18 protein-coding genes are annotated in these 22,788 nt (G+C 57.0%); 10 read left to right on the forward strand and 8 right to left on the reverse strand.

What is annotated here, in order from left to right; translation table 11 throughout:
- Positions 1 to 219: 219 nt before the first annotated feature.
- The gene (gene rph, locus A8B84_RS19695) at positions 220 to 936 is read right to left on the reverse strand and encodes a ribonuclease PH (protein WP_064228396.1); all 717 of its coding nucleotides are present in this window, start codon (positions 934 to 936) and stop codon (positions 220 to 222) included.
- Between the two features lie 169 nt (positions 937 to 1,105).
- Between rph and A8B84_RS19700 the strand changes: the two genes are divergently transcribed.
- Entirely contained in the window at positions 1,106 to 1,972 is an 867-nt protein-coding gene (locus tag A8B84_RS19700) for a YicC/YloC family endoribonuclease (protein ID WP_064228395.1), read from the forward strand.
- A gap of 21 nt (positions 1,973 to 1,993) precedes the next feature.
- On the opposite strand, the gene A8B84_RS19705 is transcribed toward A8B84_RS19700, so the two are convergent.
- Positions 1,994 to 2,815, reverse strand: coding sequence for an RluA family pseudouridine synthase (locus A8B84_RS19705; RefSeq protein ID WP_064228394.1), 822 nt, complete (start codon positions 2,813 to 2,815; stop codon positions 1,994 to 1,996).
- 149 nt (positions 2,816 to 2,964) lie between these two features.
- Between A8B84_RS19705 and gmk the strand changes: the two genes are divergently transcribed.
- The 4 genes from gmk (at position 2,965) to A8B84_RS19725 (ending at position 6,677) form a co-directional block, all read left to right on the forward strand.
- Positions 2,965 to 3,597 carry a guanylate kinase gene (gene gmk, locus A8B84_RS19710; RefSeq protein WP_064228393.1) on the forward strand — a complete coding sequence of 211 codons (633 nt, stop codon included), beginning with the start codon at positions 2,965 to 2,967 and terminating at the stop codon, positions 3,595 to 3,597.
- A gap of 86 nt (positions 3,598 to 3,683) precedes the next feature.
- Positions 3,684 to 3,896, forward strand: coding sequence for a DNA-directed RNA polymerase subunit omega (rpoZ, locus tag A8B84_RS19715; RefSeq protein ID WP_008169593.1), 213 nt, complete (start codon positions 3,684 to 3,686; stop codon positions 3,894 to 3,896).
- Between the two features lie 174 nt (positions 3,897 to 4,070).
- Positions 4,071 to 6,212, forward strand: a complete 2,142-nt coding sequence (locus tag A8B84_RS19720) for a RelA/SpoT family protein (protein WP_064228392.1) — start codon at positions 4,071 to 4,073, stop codon at positions 6,210 to 6,212.
- Positions 6,213 to 6,290: 78 nt separating this feature from the next.
- Entirely contained in the window at positions 6,291 to 6,677 is a 387-nt protein-coding gene (locus A8B84_RS19725; RefSeq protein ID WP_064228391.1) for a RidA family protein, read from the forward strand.
- A gap of 62 nt (positions 6,678 to 6,739) precedes the next feature.
- Here A8B84_RS19725 and A8B84_RS19730 read toward each other — a convergent pair whose 3' ends face one another.
- Complete coding sequence (locus A8B84_RS19730; RefSeq protein ID WP_064228390.1) at positions 6,740 to 7,606, reverse strand: NAD-dependent epimerase/dehydratase family protein; 867 nt, start codon at positions 7,604 to 7,606, stop codon at positions 6,740 to 6,742.
- Positions 7,607 to 7,682: 76 nt separating this feature from the next.
- Between A8B84_RS19730 and A8B84_RS19735 the strand changes: the two genes are divergently transcribed.
- The 3 genes from A8B84_RS19735 (at position 7,683) to A8B84_RS19745 (ending at position 12,242) form a co-directional block, all read left to right on the forward strand.
- Positions 7,683 to 8,642 carry a hydrogen peroxide-inducible genes activator gene (locus A8B84_RS19735; protein WP_053114223.1) on the forward strand — a complete coding sequence of 320 codons (960 nt, stop codon included), beginning with the start codon at positions 7,683 to 7,685 and terminating at the stop codon, positions 8,640 to 8,642.
- An 8-nt stretch (positions 8,643 to 8,650) separates the two neighbouring features.
- Positions 8,651 to 10,726, forward strand: a complete 2,076-nt coding sequence (gene recG / locus A8B84_RS19740) for an ATP-dependent DNA helicase RecG (protein WP_064228389.1) — start codon at positions 8,651 to 8,653, stop codon at positions 10,724 to 10,726.
- A 151-nt stretch (positions 10,727 to 10,877) separates the two neighbouring features.
- A complete protein-coding gene (locus tag A8B84_RS19745; protein ID WP_064228388.1) occupies positions 10,878 to 12,242 on the forward strand; it encodes an aminoacyl-tRNA deacylase and HDOD domain-containing protein in 1,365 nt (454 codons plus the stop codon).
- Positions 12,243 to 12,586: 344 nt separating this feature from the next.
- On the opposite strand, the gene A8B84_RS19750 is transcribed toward A8B84_RS19745, so the two are convergent.
- The 4 genes from A8B84_RS19750 to aupA all read right to left on the reverse strand — a co-directional run bounded on the left by A8B84_RS19750 (position 12,587) and on the right by aupA (position 20,090).
- On the reverse strand, positions 12,587 to 13,042 hold the full coding sequence (locus A8B84_RS19750; protein WP_064228387.1) for a DUF2489 domain-containing protein: 456 nt from the start codon (positions 13,040 to 13,042) through the stop codon (positions 12,587 to 12,589).
- Positions 13,043 to 13,060: 18 nt separating this feature from the next.
- Complete coding sequence (locus tag A8B84_RS19755) at positions 13,061 to 15,355, reverse strand: molybdopterin-dependent oxidoreductase (RefSeq protein ID WP_064228386.1); 2,295 nt, start codon at positions 15,353 to 15,355, stop codon at positions 13,061 to 13,063.
- A gap of 157 nt (positions 15,356 to 15,512) precedes the next feature.
- Entirely contained in the window at positions 15,513 to 18,740 is a 3,228-nt protein-coding gene (locus tag A8B84_RS19760) for an Ig-like domain-containing protein (protein WP_064228385.1), read from the reverse strand.
- A 12-nt stretch (positions 18,741 to 18,752) separates the two neighbouring features.
- Positions 18,753 to 20,090: an alkane uptake protein AupA gene (aupA, locus tag A8B84_RS19765; RefSeq protein WP_064228384.1), complete on the reverse strand. Its 1,338-nt coding sequence runs from the start codon at positions 20,088 to 20,090 to the stop codon at positions 18,753 to 18,755.
- Positions 20,091 to 20,661: 571 nt separating this feature from the next.
- Between aupA and A8B84_RS19770 the strand changes: the two genes are divergently transcribed.
- A complete protein-coding gene (locus tag A8B84_RS19770) occupies positions 20,662 to 21,303 on the forward strand; it encodes a PEP-CTERM sorting domain-containing protein (protein ID WP_138103111.1) in 642 nt (213 codons plus the stop codon).
- A 208-nt stretch (positions 21,304 to 21,511) separates the two neighbouring features.
- The gene (locus A8B84_RS19775) at positions 21,512 to 21,901 is read left to right on the forward strand and encodes a tyrosine-type recombinase/integrase (protein WP_064228382.1); all 390 of its coding nucleotides are present in this window, start codon (positions 21,512 to 21,514) and stop codon (positions 21,899 to 21,901) included.
- Positions 21,902 to 22,260: 359 nt separating this feature from the next.
- Here the strand turns inward: A8B84_RS19775 and A8B84_RS22170 are convergent, their stop codons facing one another.
- Positions 22,261 to 22,776, reverse strand: a complete 516-nt coding sequence (locus A8B84_RS22170) for a DUF3800 domain-containing protein (RefSeq protein WP_082905235.1) — start codon at positions 22,774 to 22,776, stop codon at positions 22,261 to 22,263.
- Between the last annotated feature and the right edge of the window lie 12 nt (positions 22,777 to 22,788).

Below are 22,788 nucleotides of genomic sequence, written 5' to 3' on the forward strand. Positions count from 1 at the left end.
GTGTGGCGATGCTTCCCCAGACACGCTACGAGCACATCCATGTGCGCTTGTTTCGGGCCGTCCCTGGCCCTCAACAGTCTGGGGAAGCATCGCCACACAGGCGCCCCGGACTTTGGGGTGTGCTGAACAAGCCGTAGGTCGGATTAGGCGTAAGCCGTAATCCGACACTGTGCACCGGAAAGGCCTCCCCCTCCGGGCACGCGGGCGCCAGACTAAAATTCAGCCTTCCAGTGCCGCCTTCTGAATCTCAAACAACTGCTCAATACCCTGTTTGGCCAGAGTCAGCATGCTGTCCAGTTCTGACTGGTCAAACGGTGCGCCTTCTGCTGTTCCCTGAATCTCAATGAAGCCACCCTGATCGGTCATGATCACGTTCATGTCGGTTTCGGCTTCGGAATCCTCCGGGTAGTCCAGGTCCACCACCGGCGTGCCCTTATAAACACCTACCGACAGCGCGGCGACCATCTGCTTGAGCGGGGATTTCTTCAGGCGCTTGTCGGCAACCAGATGATTCAGCGCATCCACCAGTGCCACGCAGCCGCCGGTAATCGCAGCGGTTCGGGTACCGCCATCGGCCTGGATGACGTCGCAATCGATCGTGATGGAGTGTTCGCCGAGGGCGGTCAGATCAACAGCGGCGCGCAGGGAGCGGCCAATCAGGCGCTGGATTTCGACGGTGCGGCCGCCCTGTTTGCCGCGGGCAGCTTCCCGGCCCATGCGGCTGCCGGTGGAGCGGGGCAGCATGCCGTACTCGGCGGTGATCCAGCCCTTGCCTTCACCCCTGAGAAACGGGGGAACCTTGTTTTCGACGGAGGCGGTACAGATGACTTTGGTGTCTCCGAATTCCACCAGCACGGAGCCTTCGGCGTGACGGGTGTAGTTGCGGGTGATTCGAACATCTCTGGGTTGCTCGGGCGTTCTGCCGCTTGGACGCATAGTGTTTCCTGAAGTCAGTATTGAATGTCCGGGCACGTGTCCCGGTCGAACGTTTATCGAAAAGGTCGGTCAGTGTAACACGATGGGGTTGGGCTTTTGTCCGGTTCGCCGTAGCTGTTAAGAGCCTGTTAAACTCGATTGCTGATCATCAACCATGAGCGGAGCCGACATGATCCGAAGTATGACCGCATTTGCCCGCAAGGACGTCCAGGGAGACTGGGGTACGCTGACCTGTGAAATCCGGACTGTGAATCACCGGTACCTGGAGCCTTCGTTCCGGCTGCCGGATGCGTTCCGGGAGCTGGAGAACCGGTTTCGGGAAGAGCTGAGAAAGCAGCTGAAACGCGGCAAGGTGGATGTTTCCATGCGCCTGCAGTCGGCAGAGAAGGGATCTCAGAGCTTCGAAATCAGCGAGGATATGGCCCAGGCGGTGAACGAGGCAGCCAATCATATTAACCGGATGCTGGATAATCCGGCCCACATAAATGCATTGGATATTCTCCGCTGGCCGGGAGTGTTGTCAGTGCCCGAACAGGACTACAGCCCTGCCAGAGACGCCGCGGTCGGTCTGTTCGAGCAGACTGTGGCCGAACTCGCATCGGTACGTGAGCGAGAAGGTGAGCGTTTGCGGCCACTGTTTGAGGAGCGCCTCAACACAATGGGCAATCTCGTCGCCGACGTGCGTAAACGTATGCCGGAATTGCTTGAGGCCCAGGAGAAAACGCTTCGGGAGCGATTCGAAAAAGCGAAAGTGGAGCTGGATGCCGAGCGGGTGGCCCAGGAGATGGTCATGCTGGCCCAGAAGAGCGATGTTGCCGAAGAATTGGATCGACTGGACGCCCATATTGGCGAGGTGACCGACACTCTCAAAAGTGACGATGCCATTGGCCGGCGGCTCGACTTCCTGATGCAGGAGTTGAACCGGGAAGCCAATACCTTGAGTAGCAAAAGTATTGATGCTCGGGTCACCCGCATTGCGGTTGATCTGAAGGTTCTGATCGAGCAGATGCGGGAGCAGGTGCAGAACCTGGAATAATCCAGGCTTCTGTCGTGTTGGTCAGTTCTGTTTCAGGGTGTCCAGTTCTGCTGGAAGCTTGAACACCATTTTGCGTTTGTTCAGGGGGCAGTCGAATTCGAGATGAAAGGCTAAAAGCTGTAAGGGTGATCCTGCGGCTCGGCCATACAGGCGATCACCGATGATCGGGTGCCCCAGGCCAGCCAGGTGGCGGCGGATCTGGTGTTTCCGGCCGGTTTCGATGCTGACCTGGATCAGTGAGGTCTGCTCGGCCTCATTTTTTTCCAGTGTCGAGACGTGGCTGACCGCCGTTTTTTCCTCAACAGGCGCATCAACGACCTGCTCCTGCGCGTCCATCAAGCCGGTCACTCGAGCCTTGTAGTGTTTGGTCATCGTTCGGCCCGAGAAGCGCTGGGAAAGGGCTCCGGCCGCTTTCGGGTCGTGGGCGATCAGCATCAGTCCGGCGGCATCGGCGTCGAGCCGGTGGACCAGATGGCAAGGCCGCTGGAGCTGGACCTCCGCCAGGCGGAGCAGGCTGCAATGGTCCCCCCACTGTGAGCCCTGTGCCAGCAGGCCGTGGGGTTTGAACCAGACCGTGTAGCGCTCAAGATCCTCCAGCAGAACCGGATCCTCCGGTTTTTTCGTCAATACCTTCTCATCGTAGTAAAGCTGCAGCCGGATGCCCGGTTTGAGTTCCTTGGTGGCACGGCGCAGTCGAAGGCGCTTGCCCTTGTGAGTCCACCAGCAGGCGCCCTTTACCATGGCATCCTTGATTTTCTGGCGGGAGAGCCCTGGCGATGCCTCGCTCAGGGCGTCTATGGCTTTGCTGGCTTGCTTTAGGGTGATATCAATGGTGGTTCGCATGGAATCTTGCAGTCAGTGAACGAAAGAATAGGCAAATGGTATCAGCTGCCGCCCTCGTGGGGTGCGGTGTTTTGCCAAAGTCCGTATAATTCCGTGCTTTACCGGCCGGAATACGCGGCCGTCGCGTCCAGGTTTGGAGTTCTCGGAATATGAGTCAGGCAGTTGAGCAGGGTACTCTGTACGTTATCTCCGCGCCATCCGGTGCCGGCAAGACCAGCCTGGTGGCAGAAATGCTCCGCAATGACGAGAAGCTCGGTGTGTCCGTTTCCCATACCACCCGCGCCATGCGAGAGGGTGAGCAGGACGGGGTAAACTACCATTTTGTCGGTCGGCCCGAGTTCGAGGCGATGATCGCCCGGGGCGATTTCCTGGAGCACGCCGATGTCTTCGGCAACTATTATGGCACCTCCCAGGTCTGGGTGCGGGAAACTCTGGCAACGGGCCAGGATGTGATCCTCGAGATCGACTGGCAGGGTGCCGCGCAGGTGCGCCGACTGGTTCCCGAGTGTGTCAGTATTTTCATCGTGCCTCCTTCGCCCGAAGTGTTGCGAGAGCGTTTGATAGGGCGAGGCACCGATGCGCCGGAGGTGGTAGAGCGCCGCCTGGCAGAGGCCGAGGAGGAGTGCCGTCACGCTGTGGAGTTCGATTTCCTGGTGGTTAATGATGACTTCAGTGCTGCCCTCGGGGATCTGCTTGCCATTGTGCGCGCCCAGCGCTTGCGTATGGAAGTGCAGCAATCAAGGCACCGGTTATTACTCGCGGGATTGTCCGGCCCGGGCTGATACGGGGTTTTCCTGTATACAAATTGAACCGGCCACAGTAAACTGTGCGGTCTGCTGAAACAGTCATTTTATTAGTCGGGGAAGTTATGGCACGAGTTACCGTTGAAGATTGTCTGGAAAACGTTGATAACCGCTTCCAGCTGGTAATGCTGGCTACCAAGCGTGCCCGTCAGCTCGCTACCAAGGGTGCCGAGCCGATGGTAGCTGAAGAGAATGATAAGCCCACGGTAATTGCCCTGCGCGAAATTGCCGAAGGCAAGATTACTCGTGATCTGCTCAAGGAAGAAGACGACGAGTAAGCGATCTGCGGATGTTCGGTATATAAGTACCTATCCGCAAGTGAGAAGCATTGAAATCTGTCCCCGCGGTTTTATAGTGTAACTATAGAGCGTTGCTGGAAGGACTCTGGAAGGACCCGGATGCGTGCATTCGGGTTTTTTTGTCCCTGAATTTCATGAAGTCGTGGAGGCGCGGTGTCGGCAGAGGCTACGGTTGAAGGACTGGCTCGAGAGCTCAGCTCCTACCTTGATACCAATCGCATCAACCAGGTGCGACGGGCCTATTATTATGCCGAGCAGGCCCATGAGGGCCAGATGCGCAAGAGCGGCGACCGTTACATCACCCACCCCCTGGCCGTTGCCCATATCCTTGCCGATCTCCGGCTGGACCATCAGAGCCTGATGGCAGCCATGCTCCATGATGTGATCGAAGACACGGGTATTCCCAAGGATGCGCTGGCGGAACAGTTTGGCGAGGATGTGGCGGAGCTGGTGGACGGGGTCAGCAAACTGACCCAGATAGAATTTCGTTCCCGGGCGGAAGCCCAAGCCGAAAACTTCCAGAAAATGACCCTGGCCATGGCACGCGACATCCGAGTGATTCTTGTGAAGCTGGCGGACCGCCTGCACAACATGCGCACCCTCGGCCCCATGCCCTATGAAAAACGCCAGCGCATTGCCACCGAAACCCTCGATATCTACGCCCCCATCGCGAATCGCCTGGGTATGCACTCGATCTGCACCGAGCTTGAGGATCTGGGCTTTTCCTCCCTGTATCCGATGCGCTCCAAGTACATCTCCAAGGCGGTGGACAAGCTCCGTGGTAGCCACCGGGAGATCATCGAGGACATTCGCGGCAAACTGCAGGAGAAGCTGGAAGAGCGCGGCCTGCCGGGCCGGATCCTGGGCCGGGAGAAACACCTGAACAGCATCTACAACAAGATGAAGTTCAAGCAGAAGTCCTTCCATGAAATCATGGATGTGTATGCCTTCCGGATCATCACCGACACCGAAGACGACTGCTACCGCATCCTGGGCGCCGTGCACAGCCTCTACAAGCCCCTGCCTGGCCGCTTCAAGGACTACATTGCCATGCCCAAGGCCAATGGCTACCAGTCGATTCACACCACCTTGTTCGGTATGCATGTGAATATCGAGATCCAGATCCGTACCGAGGAGATGGAGCATATCGCCAACAACGGTATCGCGGCCCACTGGATGTACAAGAATGAGCCCAGCAGCGTCACCAGCGTGAATCAGGCACGGGTGGACCGCTGGGTGAAAGGGTTGATGGAGATGCGGGAACGGGCCGATGACTCCATGGAGTTTATCGAGCACGTTAAAGTCGACCTGTTCCCGGATGAGATATACGTGTTCACTCCCAAGGGCCGCATCATGGAGTTGCCCAGCGGGGCAACGCCGGTGGACTTTGCCTATGCCATCCATACGGATATTGGCAACGCTACCGTCGCCTGTCGCATCAACCGCAATCTGGGTTCATTGAGTCAGCCCTTGCAGAGTGGTCAGACCGTCGAGATCATTACCGCGCCCGGTGCCCGGCCCAATCCCGCGTGGCTCAGCTTTGTGGTAACCGGCAAGGCGCGCAGCAGTATCCGCCATGTGCTCAAGAGCCAGAAGCGAGCGGAATCGCTGGAGCTTGGCCGCACACTGCTGAAAAAGTCCCTCAAGGGCTTTGGTGCCAAACTGTCTGAGATCAGCGACGCCCAGAAGCAGGCGGTGGTCAATCATAATCAGGTCAACAGTTTTGATGATCTGATCAGTGACATTGGCCTCGGCAACCGCATGGCCTATCTGGTTGCCCGTCAGCTTGCCAGCGGCTCCGAGGATGCTGAAGCCAGTGAAGTGCCTCGCGATATTGAGGGCGGCAATCACAGCCCCGTGACCATTCGTGGCACCGAAGGCCTTCTGGTCCGGTTCGCCAGCTGTTGCAAGCCGATTCCGGGGGACCCGGTTGTCGGGGTGATGGATTCCGGCAAAGGCATGGTGATTCATTCCGATACCTGCTCTCGCTTGCCGGAGGATGATGAGGGCCGGGCCCGCCTGACCCATCTGAAGTGGGCCAAGGACATTACCGATGAGTTTTCCGTGGAGCTGCGAGTAGAGCTGGAGCGCCAGCGAGGTGTGATCGCCGAGATGGCCAACGCCGTTGCCATGGCTGACGGCAACATCGAGCGCATCAACGTGGAAGAGCAGAATGCCCGCTTTGGCGTGGTCAGTTTGGTGGTGCATGTGAATGGTCGCCGTCACCTGGCCCGGGTGATGCGGCGAATCCGCAACATTCGTGCGATTACCCACATCAGCCGCGTGCGGCACTGAACCCTACCAAAGCCCGGTTGACAGGCGCGCTCCGCAAAAGCGACGATTGGCGTTTTGGAAGAGAGGAAACCAAGGGTCATGACCAACAAATCCGTAATTCAGACCGAGAATGCACCCCAGGCGATCGGTACCTATTCCCAGGCGGTAAAGGCGGGAGATACTGTATACCTGTCTGGCCAGATTCCGCTGGTACCGGAAACCATGGAAGTCGTCGCCGGCGATTTCGCTGCCAAGACCCGGCAAGTATTCGATAACCTCAAGGCTGTCTGCGAAGCCGCCGGTGGTGAGCTGAAGGATATTGTGAAGCTGAACATCTACATGACTGACCTGGCCAATTTCGCCACGGTCAATGAGATCATGGCCACTTATTTCCAGGAACCGTATCCGGCCCGAGCGGCGGTAGGCGTCGCGGCGCTGCCCAAGGGTGTGCCCATTGAAATGGAAGCGGTTATGGTGCTCAGCTAAGACCTGATGACACCAGGATTCAGAAGAGGCGGCCTTGGGCCGCCTTTTTTAATGCCGTAGGCTCAGCCCTGGTCTATCATGGCGCGGTAGCCGGCCCGGAAATCCGGATAGCGGAACTGGAAGCCGGTGCTCAGCAGTCTCTTGTTGTTGCAGCGTTTACTGCCGGCCCGTCCGCCTTTACGGGCATCCGGCTGTGGCTCGGCACAGGGTGTTTGCTGCCGGACCCAGTCTACTACCTCATCAAGCCTCACCGGCTCGCAATCGCTGGCCAGGTAGCAGGTTTCCAGTGTCGCTCCCGAAAGTGCCAGTTTCACCAGGTGGGCTGCCGCGTCTGCTGCATCCTCTTCATGAATCCGGTTGCTGAACGGTGCTGGCTTCGTCGGATTCATGCGTCCCTCCTGGACCTCCTCAAGAAAACGCCGCCGTGACGGCCCGTAAATGCCACTGTAGCGGATGATGGTCGCCGGGTGGCCGCTTTCGAGCGCGGTCTGCTCGCCAGCCAGGACCTGCTCGCCGCTGAACCGGGCCGGTTTCGTGGGGCTGGATTCATCCACCCAGCTGTCGTCATCCTGTGAGTAGACACTGCTGCTGCTCACAAAGAACAGGTGTTTAAGGGATTGACCACCCAGGGCCTCCAATAAATTTGCCAGGCCCGTCACGTAGGCATCCCGATAACCCTGCTGATCGTAGCTGGAGGGCGTCAGGCAATAGATAACGATGTCGAGTCCCTCCGGTAACTTACCGGTGAGTGTTTCCGGCCGGGTCAGGTCGGCGCCGATACCTTCAACGCCGTCGGGAACACGGTCCGGGTTCCGGCGCAGGCCGTACACCGTGGCTGAGGCTGTCAGTAGGGTGGCAATGGTGCCCCCGAGTTTGCCGCAACCGGCCACCAGAATTCGGTGCGCCTTACTACCTTCAGTGATTGCCATAGACAATTTCAATCCTTATGCTTTACCTCATAAATTCGTGAAACTTCGACCCGCATCTTTCTGACCGGAGCTCACCATGACTCTCACCGAGTTACGATACGTCGTTACGCTGGCCCGCGAAAGGCATTTTGGCAGGGCTGCAGAGCGTTGCCATGTCAGTCAGCCAACGCTCAGCGTTGCTGTTAAAAAGTTGGAAGACGAGCTCGGTATACCGCTTTTTGAGCGAAGCAAAAGCAGCATCCGTGTCACCGAAACCGGGCTGCGCATTATCGAACAGGCCCAGCGTGTCCTCGACCAGGTCGGCCTGATCAAGGACATGGCCCAGGATGGCAAGAACCAGCTCAACTCACCTCTGAAAGTGGGCGCCATCTACACCATTGGCCCCTACCTGTTCCCGCACCTGCTGCCGGAACTCAGGCGTGCCGCCCCGGAGATGCCACTCTACATTGAAGAGAACTACACCGCGAACCTGAGGCAGAAACTCCGGCAGTCTGAGCTGGACGCCATTATTATTGCTCTGCCGTTCGAGGAGCCGGAAGTGGTTACCCTGCCGCTTTACGATGAACCGTTTGTTGTTCTGCTGCCGGCCGGGCATCCGCTGGCCAGTAAGGAACAGTTGACTGCGGACGAACTGGCCAAGGAGCAATTGCTTCTGCTCGGGCCGGGCCACTGTTTCCGGGACCAGGTTCTGGAATCCTGTCCACCACTGGTGGAGGCCGTGACGCATCGGGCCAATAATGGTTCACCGGCTCTGGTCACCGAAGGCAGTTCCCTCGAAACCATTCGCCATATGGTGGCTTCCGGCCTGGGCATTACCGTACTGCCGCTCTCGGCCGCCACGGCCATGCAGTACCATGAAGACATCCTGGCAGTACGGCCGTTTGCGCCTCCGGTGCCGTTCCGCACGGTGGCCCTGGCCTGGCGGGTTACTTTCCCGCGGCCCAAGGCTATTGATGTGCTGTCCCTGGCTGCCAGCCAGTGCCGGGTAATTGAAAAGGCGAAAACAGATACACCGGTTGTGGCTGAAAGCGCCTGAGCCTGCTTATGACGTCACTGGATGACATTCCGGTCACCCAGCTCAAGGGCGTAGGAAGCGCCCTGGCAGAGAAGCTCGCCAAGCTGGGCATTGTCTCCCTGCAGGACCTGCTCTTTCACCTGCCACATCGGTATGAGGACAGAACCCGCGTTATACCCATGGGAAGTCTTCGCATTGGCGACGTCGCTGTGGTGGAAGGGGAGGTGATGAAAGCCGATCTCGTGATGGGACGCAGGCGCAGCCTGCAGGTGACCCTTCGAGATAGCAGCGGCTTTCTGGTCATGCGCTTCTTTCACTTTAACGCCGCCCAGAAAAACCAGCTGAGCGAAGGCGCCAGGGTTCGCTGCTTTGGCGAGGTTCGTCCTGGCCGCGCAGGGTATGAGTTTTACCACCCCGAGTACCAGGTGAACCCGCCGCCCATGCCGTCGGAAGGTGAGGCAACCCTGACGCCGGTTTATCCTCTTACCGAGGGGATTCAGCAACCCCGGGTGCGCTCTCTGTGTCAGCAGGCCCTGGGCTATCTCCAGCGATTCCCGATCAAGGACTGGTTACCGCAGGGATTGTTGGCCAAATACCAGTTGCCCGGAATCACCGAAGCTGTCCAACTGGTGCATTCTCCACCTGCCAACGCGCCCGTAAACCAGTTGATGGAAGGACGCCACCCCGCGCAACAGCGATTGGTGATGGAAGAGCTGTTGGCGCACCAATTGAGCCTGCTGCAGGTGCGTGAGCAGATCCAGGCCCGCGAAGCGCTACCACTCCTGCCCACGGGTGACCTGCCCGAGCGTTTCCTGGACTCCCTGCCGTTCGCACTCACCGGTGCCCAGCGTCATGTGCTGGCTGACATTCGTCAGGATCTGAGCCAGCCGATGCCGATGCTCCGGCTTGTCCAGGGCGATGTCGGCTCCGGAAAAACAGTGGTGGCGGCGCTGGCGGCATTGCAGGCCATTGGCGCTGGTGCCCAGGTGGCGTTGATGGCACCTACCGAAATTCTTGCCGAGCAGCACTTCCAGAATTTCCGGGCATGGCTGGAACCCCTTGGCATTCGCCTGGCCTGGCTATCCGGAAAGGTTAAGGGCAAAGCCCGGGCTGAAACGCTGGAAGCGGTCCAGTCGGGCGATGCCGGAGTGGTGATAGGCACCCATGCCCTGTTTCAGGAGGATGTAGAGTTCCACCGCCTTGCCCTGGTGATTGTGGATGAGCAGCACCGTTTTGGTGTTCACCAGCGACTCGCCCTGCGGGAAAAGGGCGTGGGCGGCTCCCTGGCACCTCACCAACTGATCATGACGGCAACACCGATTCCCCGTACCCTGGCCATGAGCGCCTATGCCGACCTGGATACCTCGGTGATTGACGAACTTCCGCCAGGGCGGAAGCCGATCGAAACCATCGTGATTCCAGACAGCCGCAGGGAAGATGTGATTGAACGGGTCCGCGGCGCCTGTCGGGAAGGCCGGCAGGCCTACTGGGTCTGTACCCTGATCGAGGAATCCGAAGCCCTGCAGTGCCAGGCAGCAGAAGTCACTGCCCAGGAGTTGGCCGAGCGATTACCGGATCTGAAAGTGGGGCTTGTGCACGGGCGTTTAAAGGCTCAGGAAAAGGCGGCGGTAATGGAGCAGTTCAAAGTCGGCGAGCTGGATCTGCTGGTTGCTACCACTGTCATTGAAGTTGGGGTGGACGTGCCCAACGCATCGCTGATCATCATTGAAAACCCGGAGCGCCTCGGGCTGGCGCAGTTGCATCAGCTTCGTGGTCGTGTTGGCCGGGGCGAGCAGGCCAGTTTCTGTGTGCTGATGTATCACCCACCTCTGTCTGCCAATGGCAAGGCTCGGTTGCAGGCGCTCAGGGACAGTCAGGACGGCTTCTTTATCGCCGAGAAAGATCTGGAAATAAGAGGGCCGGGCGAGGTGTTGGGCACCCGGCAAACCGGTATGATGCAGTTTCGGCTGGCAGACTTTGAGCGCGACAAGGGCTGGATCGAGCCAGTTCGGGAAATGGCGCCAGGCCTGATGGCTCACCCGGAGGTTGTCCGCGCTCTCGTTAGGCGATGGCTTGGTGACAGAACGCGTTACGGCGATGTCTAGAGACGTCCATTTGGTCACTGAGTGCGTATGAAAGCGGTTTGGAAATAGAGTTCGGTCAACGTCAGGGTCATTTCTTTGCCCTATACTGAACTCAGTGTGATTTTCAGGTTCGGGTTATCCGACGGAAAACAGCAATATTCGGGAGAAATATATGGAATTACCTGTCGCAGTTCAGCAGGCTCTGGGTGATACCGCAGCCGGCGTATCCCTGAGGGATGCAGGCCAGGCGAGCCAGAAAGAACTGTTGCGAATGGTTCTGCTCAGTGATGAGCAAGGGAACCTCCAGGTAATCTGCCGCCGCGACGATCTGATTGACCTGGAACAACTGAACAAACAGCTGGGCCGTGATCTGCGCCTAATGAAGCGCCGCGAACAGTTGCGCGTTCGGGAAAGGGCGGGCCTCAAGGCGCTCCCGGCATTGCCATCACTGACAGGCTGGCCAACCGTGGTAGATGAGCGTGTGGATGACTTGCCCGCCGTTGCGCTTGAATTGGGCGAGCAGAACCTTGCGATGGTCATGCCAGCAGAGGATTTCCGGGCCCTGACAGCCAAGGCTGATAGACGCTCCTTCGCCGTTGCGCCGGAATCCATCAACGTTAACCTTGACGACCACGGCAGGGATCGGGACCAGTTCCATTCCGCCATCAAGAAATTCACCGGCCTGAGAATACAGCAACGACTGGAAGATACCCTGGAGCTGCCGCCGCTGCCGGAAACCGCCCAGCGAATTATCCACCTTCGGGTCAATCCCAACGCTGTCATGGGTGACCTTGTAGATATTGTCGAGAGCGACCCGAGCCTCGCGGCGCAGGTTGTAAGCTGGGCCTCGTCCTCATTCTATGCGGCAGCAGGTCAGGTAAAGTCGGTGCACGACGCGGTTTCCCGGGTGCTCGGATTCGATCTGGTCATGAACCTGGCCATGGGGCTTTCTCTCGGGCGGGCGCTCAAGCAGCCCCAGGATCACCCGGAGGGCTACGTGGATTACTGGCAACAGGCAATCTGGCAGGCCCAGTCAGCGGGTATCCTGGCTAGCATGATGCCCCGTGGCGAGCGGCCAGTGTTCGGTCTTGCCTACCTTGGTGGACTGCTCCATAACTTTGGCCATCTGGTCCTTGCGCAGGTGTTCCCACCTCATTTCAAGCTGGTTTGCCGTTCTTTGGAAGTGAATCCTGATATCGATTCCTCGGTGACCGAGCACTATCTGCTTGGGATCACCCGGGAACAGATCGCAGCCCAGTTGATGGAGAATTGGGGTATGCCGGATGAGGTCACCCTCGCGATCCGTTATCAGAAGAACCCCTCATACGATGGCAGCCACCGCGTCTATGCCCGGTTGTTATGGCTCGGACGTCAGCTGTTAACCGCCCGGGGTGTGGCTCTGGGCGCGGGGGAGGAAGTCAGTCAGGAGTTTTATGACGCGCTGGGGCTCGATCGGGAGCAAGTTGAGGAACAATTTGATGAGCTGGTTAACAGCAAGGATAGTGTCATGGCCATGGCGGGTATGATGAGCCAGTAGCGGGTGCCCCTTCCGAAAATCCCCCCAAAAAAAGCCGGCCCCAAGGCCGGCAAGCTCACCCGCTTTATTGCAGTGTCGTCCAAACTTATCAGGAGAAAACAACGTTAGGTGGCACCTTCCGCAGATGATAGGTGCCTCCCTGTTTTCAATTTAGACCCTGATGGAAAAAAGAAAAGTCAATAGTTGTAACCGGGAAGGAATGAGCAGAGTGTCAGTTTTTCAGGTCGACAGAACCTTTTGATTTGTTGAGCTAAAATATCTGTTTTACTACTATTTTAGTTACAAACTGTTACAAAAATGAGGTCTGACCAGTTGCACTGTGTACTTGGTCGCCAGCGCAAAGCCTAAAAGGAATGGTGTCGGATGGCGGTTGCCGCTCGGCGAATCGCGTCGGCGTGCTTTTGCTCAACCTCAAACCGTTCCTTGTCCATTTTATCCACGAACTTCGTTTCTGTTGCCTGCCGAGCCCTGTGGGTGGGCATATGCTGCAGTTGGTCATGAACCTCCTGGAAAACCCTGAAAGGCGCCTGCTCCAGCAACTCCGGGGCAATGTGGTCCAGCAGGCCCTTGAGTCTCAGGCAGGCTTCCGAGTACTCGATCTGGTCCTCTTCAACCGCCATAGCGATGACGCGAACACTGCGGATCATGTCTTTTCTGCGGTTCGTCTGGAACTCCTCAGCCTTGGCCTGCCGCTTGCGGTTTTCCGAGAGCAATCCTAACTGGCGGCGGATGAACAATGCCAAAAGAATAATGACGACTAGGCCGGCGATGATCAGACTCCACTGCAGCCACTGGGGCATTTTCGGCTCCTCTTTGAATCAGGCCCGTTTACGTTGGCGCTCCGGGCGCCAGACTTTGACAGCAACAGGCTGCCCATTCAATACGGAAGTCCCGGAGAGCGGATCAATATTGCCGTCGCTGAGTACGTCATTGATGCTGGCGCCAGCGTGTGCAGCCGCCACCGACTGGCCGGTTCCGTCCCGGTCGTGGCCCCAGCCATGGGGAATCGACACCACGCCGGGCATAATATCTTCAGAAATCTCGACTGGTAGCACAATCTGTCGGGAGTCAGATGCGATTTCCGCCGAGTCAGCGGCCTGCAAACCGAGACGACTGGCATCTCTGGGGTGAATTATCAGGGTGCAACGATCCTTGCCCTTTACCAGTCGCTGACTGTTATGCATCCAGGAATTATTGCTACGGACATGGCGTCTGCCGATCAGTTGCAGGGAGTCTCCGGTCGGCGCAGCCAGTGCATCGTGCAGCCGGCCGAGATCGTCCAGGTAGCGCCTGGGCGCAAGGTTGATCTTGCCATCGCGTGTAAACAATCGCTCCGGCAGGGATGGTTTCAGCGGCCCAAGATCGACGCCGTTCGGGTTTTCCTTCAGGGCGCTCAGGGAAAGCCCTTTTGGTAGTTCCTGCCAGCGTCGGTTAAGAGGGCTGAGTTTGGCCAGTCCACGAAGCAGGTGTCGTTTCGGCAGAATGTCCATCACCAGATCGACGGCTGGCTGCAGCAATCCGCGCGCGCGCCCGGCATCGGCGCCGTAGGGGCCGGAGCGCAACAACAGATCGAGAATGGGATCCGGACCAATCTGCTTGAATGCGCGCCAGCCCAGCTCCGTGCGCAGGGGCAGGCGCCCGCCTTTCCGGATCTTTTCCAGCCGGTGGGCCAGTTCCAGTAAAATCTGCCAGTCATGACGGGTATCCGGGCCGGCATCGAACAATGCTTCGTTGTACTTGGCGACATTGCGCACCGCAAACATGCTGAAGATCAGATCGTAGTGGCTGCGTTCCAGCGCAGCTGTCGGCGGAAGAATGATATCGGCATGCCGGGTGGTTTCGTTCAGGTAATAGTCCACCGAGACCATGAAATCGAGGCCGCCCAGAGCCTCTTCCAGACGCCGCCCGTTGGGGCTGGAGAGCACCGGGTTGCCGGCAACGGTGACAAAGGCCCGGATCTGCCCTTCGCCGGGGGTCAGCATCTCATCGGCCATGGTACTGGCCGGGTATTCCCCGCCGAATTCAGGCAGTCCCTTTACACGGCTGTGGCGCTTGCCGAAGTGCCCTTTCTGCCCGGCCATGGCGCCCAGTTCCACCAGATCAATGGCCGGTTGAGAAAACAGCATGCCGCCCGGAAGATCCAGTTTGCCGGTCAGGATATTGAGGCAGTAGGCCAGCCATGTGGCAACACCGCCAAATGTCTGGGTGCTGGTGCCCATGCGAGTGTAAAGTGCCGCCTTCCGGGTTGTGGCTAGCTCACGGGCCAGTGCCCGGATATCCTTTGCGGAGATGCCGGTGTGCTCGCTGACAGATTCAGGGGTGAAGGAAATGGCCGCCAGACGCAGAAGGTCGACGTCTTTCACCAGCCTCTCGGCCGGACCCGGATCCACCAAGCCTTCTTCAAACAATGTATGCACCATGGCCATGAGCAGCAGGGCATCGCTTCCGGGCCGGATAAAGTGGAACTCGTCGGCCAGCTTGGCGGTTTCAGTCCGGCGTGGATCAACCACGATCATCCTGCCGCCGCGTTGCTTCAGGGCTTTGAGTCGCCCGCGGAAGTCCGGAACCGTCATCAGGCTGCCATTGGACGCCATGGGGTTGGCGCCGATGCAGATAAACAGATCCGTGTGATCGATATCCGGAATCGGAAACAGAACCTGATGCCCGAACATCTCCAGGCTGGCCAGCATGTGGGGCAGCTGATCGTTAGAAGTTGCTGAAAACCGGTTCTGGGTCCCGATGGCCCGCAGCAGCGGCATGGTGGCAACCAGAGAACCATGGTTATGGACGTTCGGATTGCCCAGGTACACGCCGATGCTGTTGCGACCGTGGTCCTGACGGGTCTGATGGAGTTTCTCCGCGACCAGATCAAAGGCCTCGTCCCACTCCATTTCCTGCCAGCCGGTCCCGGTTTTCCGAACAGGCTTCTTCAGGCGGTCCGGATCCTCGTGCAGGTCTTGCAGAGCAACCGCCTTCGGGCAAATGTGCCCCCGGCTCAATGGATCATTTTCGTCACCCTTGATGGAGGCAATCTGTCCGTCCTTCATTTCGATCGCGACACCGCACATGGCCTCGCAAAGGTGACAGGTACGATAGTGGGTGCCATTTTCCATGAAGGGCCTCTCCTGAAAATTGTTGTTTTGCTATAGCGGTTTCAATCTGCAACCAGATTAGCAGTAAATGACTTGGAGGGGGAAATAACCCTCGGTTGTACCCGGTGCAAAAAGGGCCAACCCGGAGGCTGGCCCTTTTCAGAGGTTTCAGAGCCTTTTACTGCTCTGCCGGGATTTCTTTGACCGGGTTTGAGATGAAGTTGAGGTAGACGCCTTGCTCGGGGATCTGCAGGGGCAGATCGATCGTCACAATTTCACCACCGGGAACCCCCAGGGCTCGCGCCCGAACGTTAATGTCGACCAGGTTGGAGTTGCGTTGCTCAATCTGCATCCTGCCGTCATCGAAGAAGGTGATATTGCCTTCAAGTTCAAGCACAAATTCCCGGCCATAAAGGTCGTGGCGGCCACCCAACGGAATTTCCATGTCGGGTGCATCAAGCATCAGTTCGGCGCGGGTCTTGAATACCGGTTGGCCATTCTCACCTTCGGTTATCACCCCGGGTATCAGGCCAGAGCGGCTGCAGCCCGGGCCGGAACACGCCGGATCGTCCTTGGCATAGCGCATGCGGAGGACCTGGGTATTGGTAATGGACTCCTCTTGAAGTGGGATAAATCCAAAAACCCGAAGCTCTGTAAACACACTGATCGATGTGGTCGCCAATTGCGTCGGATACAGGTTCACCAGAATCCCCTTATCGCCGGTTGGTTCATACACGCCAGGGCCGACAACTTCTGTGTTGAGGGCGTAGGTCTGGTAGATGAACTTGTCCTTGGGGCACTGCTCACCGGTCTCGCAACCAACCCTTGCGTCGGCCGTGCTGGCGACGATGACAGGTGGAGAGGCCGAGGCCTGGTTATTACGGACCCTCAGTTTAGTTGAATTGGCTGAAGCGGCCCATCCGTCATTGTCGCTGCCCTCGTGGGCAAAAGGCTCAAGACAGTCCGGATTGGTATTGGAGTCGCAGTCCACCAGGAAGTTGGCGTTGGTATCGCGTACTGGCAGGTTCCGCAGCGGCGTGAACACGCTGTCCAGTGGCTCGGTTCCGGTGAAATAGATCACCATGTCATCTGGGCCGTTGTTGCCACCGCCGTCATCCAACCCTTCAAGCAGATCGGTTTTCAGGGCCAGGCCATCGGAATCGCAAATCGAGGTATAGGCTCCAGCCGTGCAGGTTCCCGTACCTTCAGAAGACTTGAGGGTATACCGGTAGTGCGCGCCGGCCTCCCAGGGCTGGTCCGGGTAGAAGCGTATCCGTTGGAGATTCTTTTCGAGCCGGCCAGGCACCTCGTTTTCAAGAACCGTGACGGAGCCATTTGGTTCCTGGCTCACTTTTTCAACGATAAACGTGTCGCCCGGAATGATGGAGTTCAGGTCCATGGACTTTGAAAAGACCACGGTAATGGGGCGATCTGACGGCATGGTGCTGACTGGCAGAGTGTCGCCGATACCCCCATCCGAATAACACTGGCCAAGTATGCCGGCGGAGAGGTCCAGCAGGCTGTGGTCGGTCTCGCAGGGATAACCGGGATAGGTTGTCAGGGCAAGGGCAGGGCGCCTGGTCACAGAGGAGTCGCCAATATCGGCCAGTGAAAACTGCAAAGGAGCCGTGGTAGCTGGATTTCCGGCCAGATCGGTTAAACCATCAATGACGACTTCGTAGTCAACGCCATGGCGCAGACCATCGCCAGGGTTAAGGGTTACGGCAGTTCCGTCCAGTCTTGTCTCAAGTGTCTCGACAGGAACACCATCGGCGATCAGTGAGACTCCCTGATTAATCGAGTCCGGGGCAAGGGGCTCATCAAAGAACAGAATGACCGGATCCCCGGGGCGATGCATCGACTGGCGCGTATCCGGAATGGCGTTGTCCGGGCCGGGCATCCAGCTGACCAGGCTTGGTGGTGTGCTGTCCAGTTCACGGAGCATCTCGGCATCAAGCACTGAGTCGGCATCGGTGGCTGCCTGCAGGTGGAACGCGATGGTCGAGTCGGTGTACTCCTGCCCAAGAAGGTTGGGTTCCACCATGCCAATGGCGTCGATGGTCAGCACCCCATCCTGCACCAGGGCGATACCGCGCAGTTCCACCCCCATCAGGTCCTGCGACAGAGCCGCGTTGGGCTGGGCATTTTCAGTGTTCATGGAAACATCCATAAACAACGTGATGTGCCGTGGTGCGTTCAGGTCGTCGGTATAGGGATTGGGGCTGAGATAGCCGGAGGCATCCGACAACATGGTGACTTTGATGTTACCGGTGGTCTGGAGTTGGCCGGTGGCGGCATCCAGAACCGGAACTTCGCCACCCACAAGAACGTCAAGGCTGGTGCTGTTCAGCACGCTGCCGCGGGCTATACGCAACGGAAGTGCCTCATTAGCCTCGAACGCCGGTGCAAAGGCCAGCTCTGCAAACAGATCACCAGTCTGTTGGGAAGGGCCAGCTTCGCCCTGCAGTACTGAATTGAGAGTCACACCGTTGATGATCTGCCCATTCAGAACCGATCGGGTTGCATCCTCTTCCGCAGCGCCTGCCGCCAGGCCCGAATCAACAGCAGATTGCTGCAGTACGACTGTAGGGCCAGTCTCGCGGGGAGTAAATGCGATCTCCTCACTGAACCGTTCCGCGTCCGGCGCTGTCAGGCTGGCAAGGTTCTCGAAATGCAGCGTGTAGGTCTGGTTGGTATCCAGAACGTCGGCTTTGCTGCCACATTCCCTTGGGTCCTCGACCACACAGGGGTCAACGGTTATCCGGTTGCCTTTTACCAGAACCGTCACCGGTACTTCATCGCCGTTGCCATCAAGAAGCTGGATCGAACCGCCCAGGGCCTCCCACTCGGGGTGGACAGGGTGGGTCATTGCCAGACGGAAAGTAGAGAAGTTCATCGGCTCGAAGGCACTATTGTTTGCCGGCACCTGCCAGGCAATACCAAAACCCTGGGCCGAGTTGGTTGTGCTCGCTGGCCCGGAGAAACTGCCCCGGGTCTGGAACTGAATGCCGGCGTCACCTACCGCGTTGGGGGTTTCTATCTGCCGACCGCCTTCGGCAATCAGTGGCTCGCTAAAGGTCACCGTGTAGGCGCCGAGGTGATCGAGCTCTGAGGCAGGGGACAGCTTCAGACTCTTGCCCCCGTCCACCCTGCTGATCGCGAAAGGCACGGGCTGGCCCTGCGATTCCACCAGGATCTTGTTCTGCAGTTCCGTATCCTCATCGGTCACGGCATGGCTGAAGCGCAGAACGATGTCGGCCTTCGGGCTCACATCCGGCTGTCCGTCGGCCGGATAGGAATAAACTACGGAGCCTGGAGAAACCTTTTCGTTCATTTTCTGTTCGCTGCCACCACAGGCGGCCAGCAACAGGGCGGGAACCAGTGCCAGTGTTCTGTTGTACTTCATGGCGTGCCCTCCTTAAAACTTCAGGGTGATGGAGCCGCTGACAACGTGAACGTCGCCGTCTGCCGTAACCGGCGTTTCGTTGCCGTCAAAATCCACCAGCGTGAAATCCCGCTCCTGCAGCTGCTGGTACTGGTAACCAATATCCAGACGGACGGGGTAGGCGAGCAGACGGGTGCGGTCGTAGGTGGCACTCAGGCCCAGACCGACAACAATCTTGTCGGTATCGAGGTAATTGATCTCCGGATTGCGGGTGGACTTGAGCGGTGACTCCTCATAGGCAACGCCGCCGCGCACAGAAAAGTTCTTGTTCAGGGCGTACTCGGCGCCGATCCGTGGAATCAGCACGTCGTCGAACTGAATCCGGCTGCCCACGGGCACAGACTGCTGATCCTTGATCGTATCGGAAGAAAATTCCTTCTCCAGCTCTGACCAGTTCTGCTGCTCCACGCTGCCACCAATCCGCCAGTTTTCGCCCTTGTATTGAGCGCCAAAGCCGAAGGTTTCCGGCTGGAAGGAATCAATGGTGGAGACTGCCAGACTCAGGCCGGGATCCGGAATGGTCTGGGTGACAATGATGTTGGAATCAACCGACGTGGAGGCCGCTGACTTGGTTCGATAAGTGAGCGCGGTTTCCCAGCCGTTCAGGAGGCAGTCGCTGTCCGGGCAGAAGGTGCTGCCCAGATCAATGGTGGTGCCCAGAATGGTTTTCAGTGACGGCTCGGCATTGACCGCAAGGCGTTCCCGGCTGGTCTCGCCACCCAGAGTAGAGACTGCATCAAGGTTTGCCTGGGCGTCCAGGGTGACGCGTACCGAAGCACCGGCGGAGATGCCGCGCCAGATCGGCGTAGCGCCACCGATGTTCAGGAACAGGGGCTCTTTACCGTACTGAAGGAACTGGCCGTTCTCCGTGGTCTGCGAATCGAACGCCAGCATTTCCTTACCGTATTTCTCGACGCCGGCAATAAAGCCCAGATAGATGGGGTGCTTGAAGCGAGTCAAAGAACCCAGATTGGTTTTCATACCAATCAGCACGTGCTGGCTCGGCGAGTTGGCCAGGATATCGCCATTGGCATTCGGATTGGCAGAACGCAGTTCCTGTTCGGCGTGCAGAATGCCAGCCGTCAGCTCCCCACGCTCATCTTTGGTCAGATAGGCTGGGTTGTAATAGGTGGCTGACACCTGGTCATTGAACATGGATAAGGATTGGGCCGTAGCGACATCCACCGGCATAACGCCATAGGTGGTGCCAAGGTTGCCCATGCTGGCGTTAACTGGAACAGAGAAGCCGACAGTGGCGGCGGCGATCGCAAGAGACAGTGCCCTTGACCGGGAAAGGGAGGAAAAAGCCATTGATACACTCCATTACGTCGTTGTTTTTGTACTCGCGCCGCGCGGGTGGTGAGCACGGCTGGTATTTTTGTTCAGGAGGTAGTGTATTCGGCTTGTCTTTTCGGGACGTTGGCTTTTTTGACAAAAATGAGTGTCGGCAAAACCATGTATAAATACGCGATTGTCACATGGAAAGAATTCGCTCAGTTTCATAGCGACTAAAGGAAGTAGTGGTGCTAGCATCCACCGAAGTTCGCCTTTAAATACCGCAAAAGCCTAGAGTGGATGCCATTGTGTTTCAGCGCTGTTCTATTGGGCACAGGTGCCGACCCTAAAAAGCTTGTTACTTGTCCGCTAGACTTATTGCAACATCGTTGTCTACTAGGAAGCCATGCTGGACGCGGTCCCCTTGCGAATTTTGACGCCACTTGGCATGACTATCTATAGAATGCTTTGGGTTATTGGTGTCGGGAAATTTTACAGTCCTATGTTTGGCCTAAAGCGACGAAAAAAAGAAAACGTTTGAATACATAAACATGAAGTTTCTGGCCGTTTTTTTGCTTTTTGTTAGATATGGAGTCGTTGTGGATTAGTGGTTGCAACAACGATTTATCAACCGGATTTAGTTTTTGGGGAAAAAATCATGACTTCGATGCTTCGCAGTAAGTTGGCCAGTATCGTTCTAACATTTGTTGGGCTGGCACCTCTGACCGCATCCGCTGGGTTGCTGACATTTCAGGGGGCGACGTTTTCCTCATCGTGGGCCGGAAACACGATGAATCTTCAGATTGATGCTGATCCTGCCGACCTCACAGGTGATTGGGCCAGTGCGCTCACGATTGATTCTATCGCTATCAACGATGTGGGAGCAGTCTCCAGTCCAAGTGATATCTTTCTGGCTGGTCCTGGTACATTTGGAGGTAACATTAATGGCTGGGGTTTAAATGCCAATGGATGCCAGGCGCTGACCGGTGGAATCAATCACCCATGTTGGACTGGTTCAGCGAACTTGGCCGACGGTATGCTGTTTTCCTTTACCTTTGACTCGGGCGTTGCCAACTACACTGACACACCGCACCTGAAGGTTCGCTTTCTGGATGAAAGCGGAAAAAAAGCAGGCAGTCTGCTTTCCATGGATCTCGGGCCCAGCGTACAAGTGCCGGAGCCGGGTTCGCTGGCACTTCTAGGATTTGGTCTGTTATCGCTAGTCGGCCTTCGCAGAAGGCGTGTCTGATACCACCTCAACACCTGTAGTGCGCCCCCCTTATTATGCTCTGCCCTTGGAAATCGGACATCGATCTGACTTCCAGGGGCAGCAGTAAAATTCATTAAGCGTTAGATTATTTCTGCAATTACCGACTTAGCTGGTTGCACTCTCAGCTTTTTGAGTCATGTCATCGTCAGATTCAAGCCTGTCGACTTTGCACTTATTGCAGCCCCGGTTGGATTCCGGTATTTCAGAGAACACCCAGAACCATGAGCAGGCCTATCTCACAGCAGTATTTAACGAGCTGATCCGGCAAGGCCATTGGAAAGGGAAAAACCCGTTGGAAAAGTTACGTCGACTGAAAATCGACGAGCCCGAACTGCCGTTCCAGTCCTGCTTCAGCGCCTTCAGATCCGCCCTTGAGAGAGGCGGCATCAAATTAACAAAAGGGCAACTGACTCATATTTGCAGGCACACGCTCGCCAGTCACTTCGTGATGAATGGAGGTCATATACTGACACTGCAGAAAGGCCTGGGACATTCAGATCTGAAGCTGACAATGCGGTATGCGCATCTGGCCCCGGATTACTTGAATGAAGTCGCCGAGAAAGGATCTCTGGCCTGAGCAATGAATTCAAGCTGCAGTTTTATCAAGTCCGCGCTTATAGTGCCGGGTTTGGAAGGGAAGTAGGGCTTTCATAAACGGCCTGAGATCGTGATCGAGACTCTAGGATTGTGCCAGCCCGTCGATACGCTCCCGGGACAAACGCTCAGGAAGGTTCGCCTTCGCATCAGAGGCGACGGGACACAGCCCTGATGCCAGACTTCAAGGGCTGCTTTTACAACCTCTTGGTCTGTCACACGGTCGAGTCCTTTGTGTGCGACGTTAAGTAAGGAATTCGTGAAATATCCGCGTTGATTTCGTTGTCGAGGTTTTTATAGTTTTGGGCATTTTTTCTTGCCAATCAAAACCATTTGCCGGATTCAACGAAACATGTACACCGACGATTTTTGAGATATTCCGTCATTGACAGTTATGCCGCCGGAGTACCTGAAAACTCCGTTGTTTTTCTCAACCTGGTATCTGTACTGGAGATTTCTTAGCCGATCTGAATATCGAGATTTGATCAGAGCATCCTTTTGATGCAGATGTATCGACTGAATATAACCGTCACAGTAGGTTTTGGTGGCTATGGGAAATAGCAAACTCGATGAAATCCAGTCTACCATTTGCAGTCCTGCGTGGTTCTCGCTGTGGCCGAATAAGGGCATCTCCAGAACTCTGTCATACCGGTCTCCATTCACCTTGAACTTCTGGGTGAAGACGGATTGGGATACATTTTGATTCTGTGCAGGAGTGCGTGAGTCCGCAATTACAATTCCATTTCCTTCTCGCTCCTCAAGGAAAGACTGGAATGCTTCACAAATCTTTTGTATCGACGCGGAGTAAACTTTCTTTCCGTCGAAAGCCCTATGTGTCAGCGTAGTTGTCGCCTGAATATTTCAGAGGAC

Source organism: Marinobacter sp. EhC06 (assembly GCF_001650915.1).
Lineage (GTDB): Bacteria > Pseudomonadota > Gammaproteobacteria > Pseudomonadales > Oleiphilaceae > Marinobacter.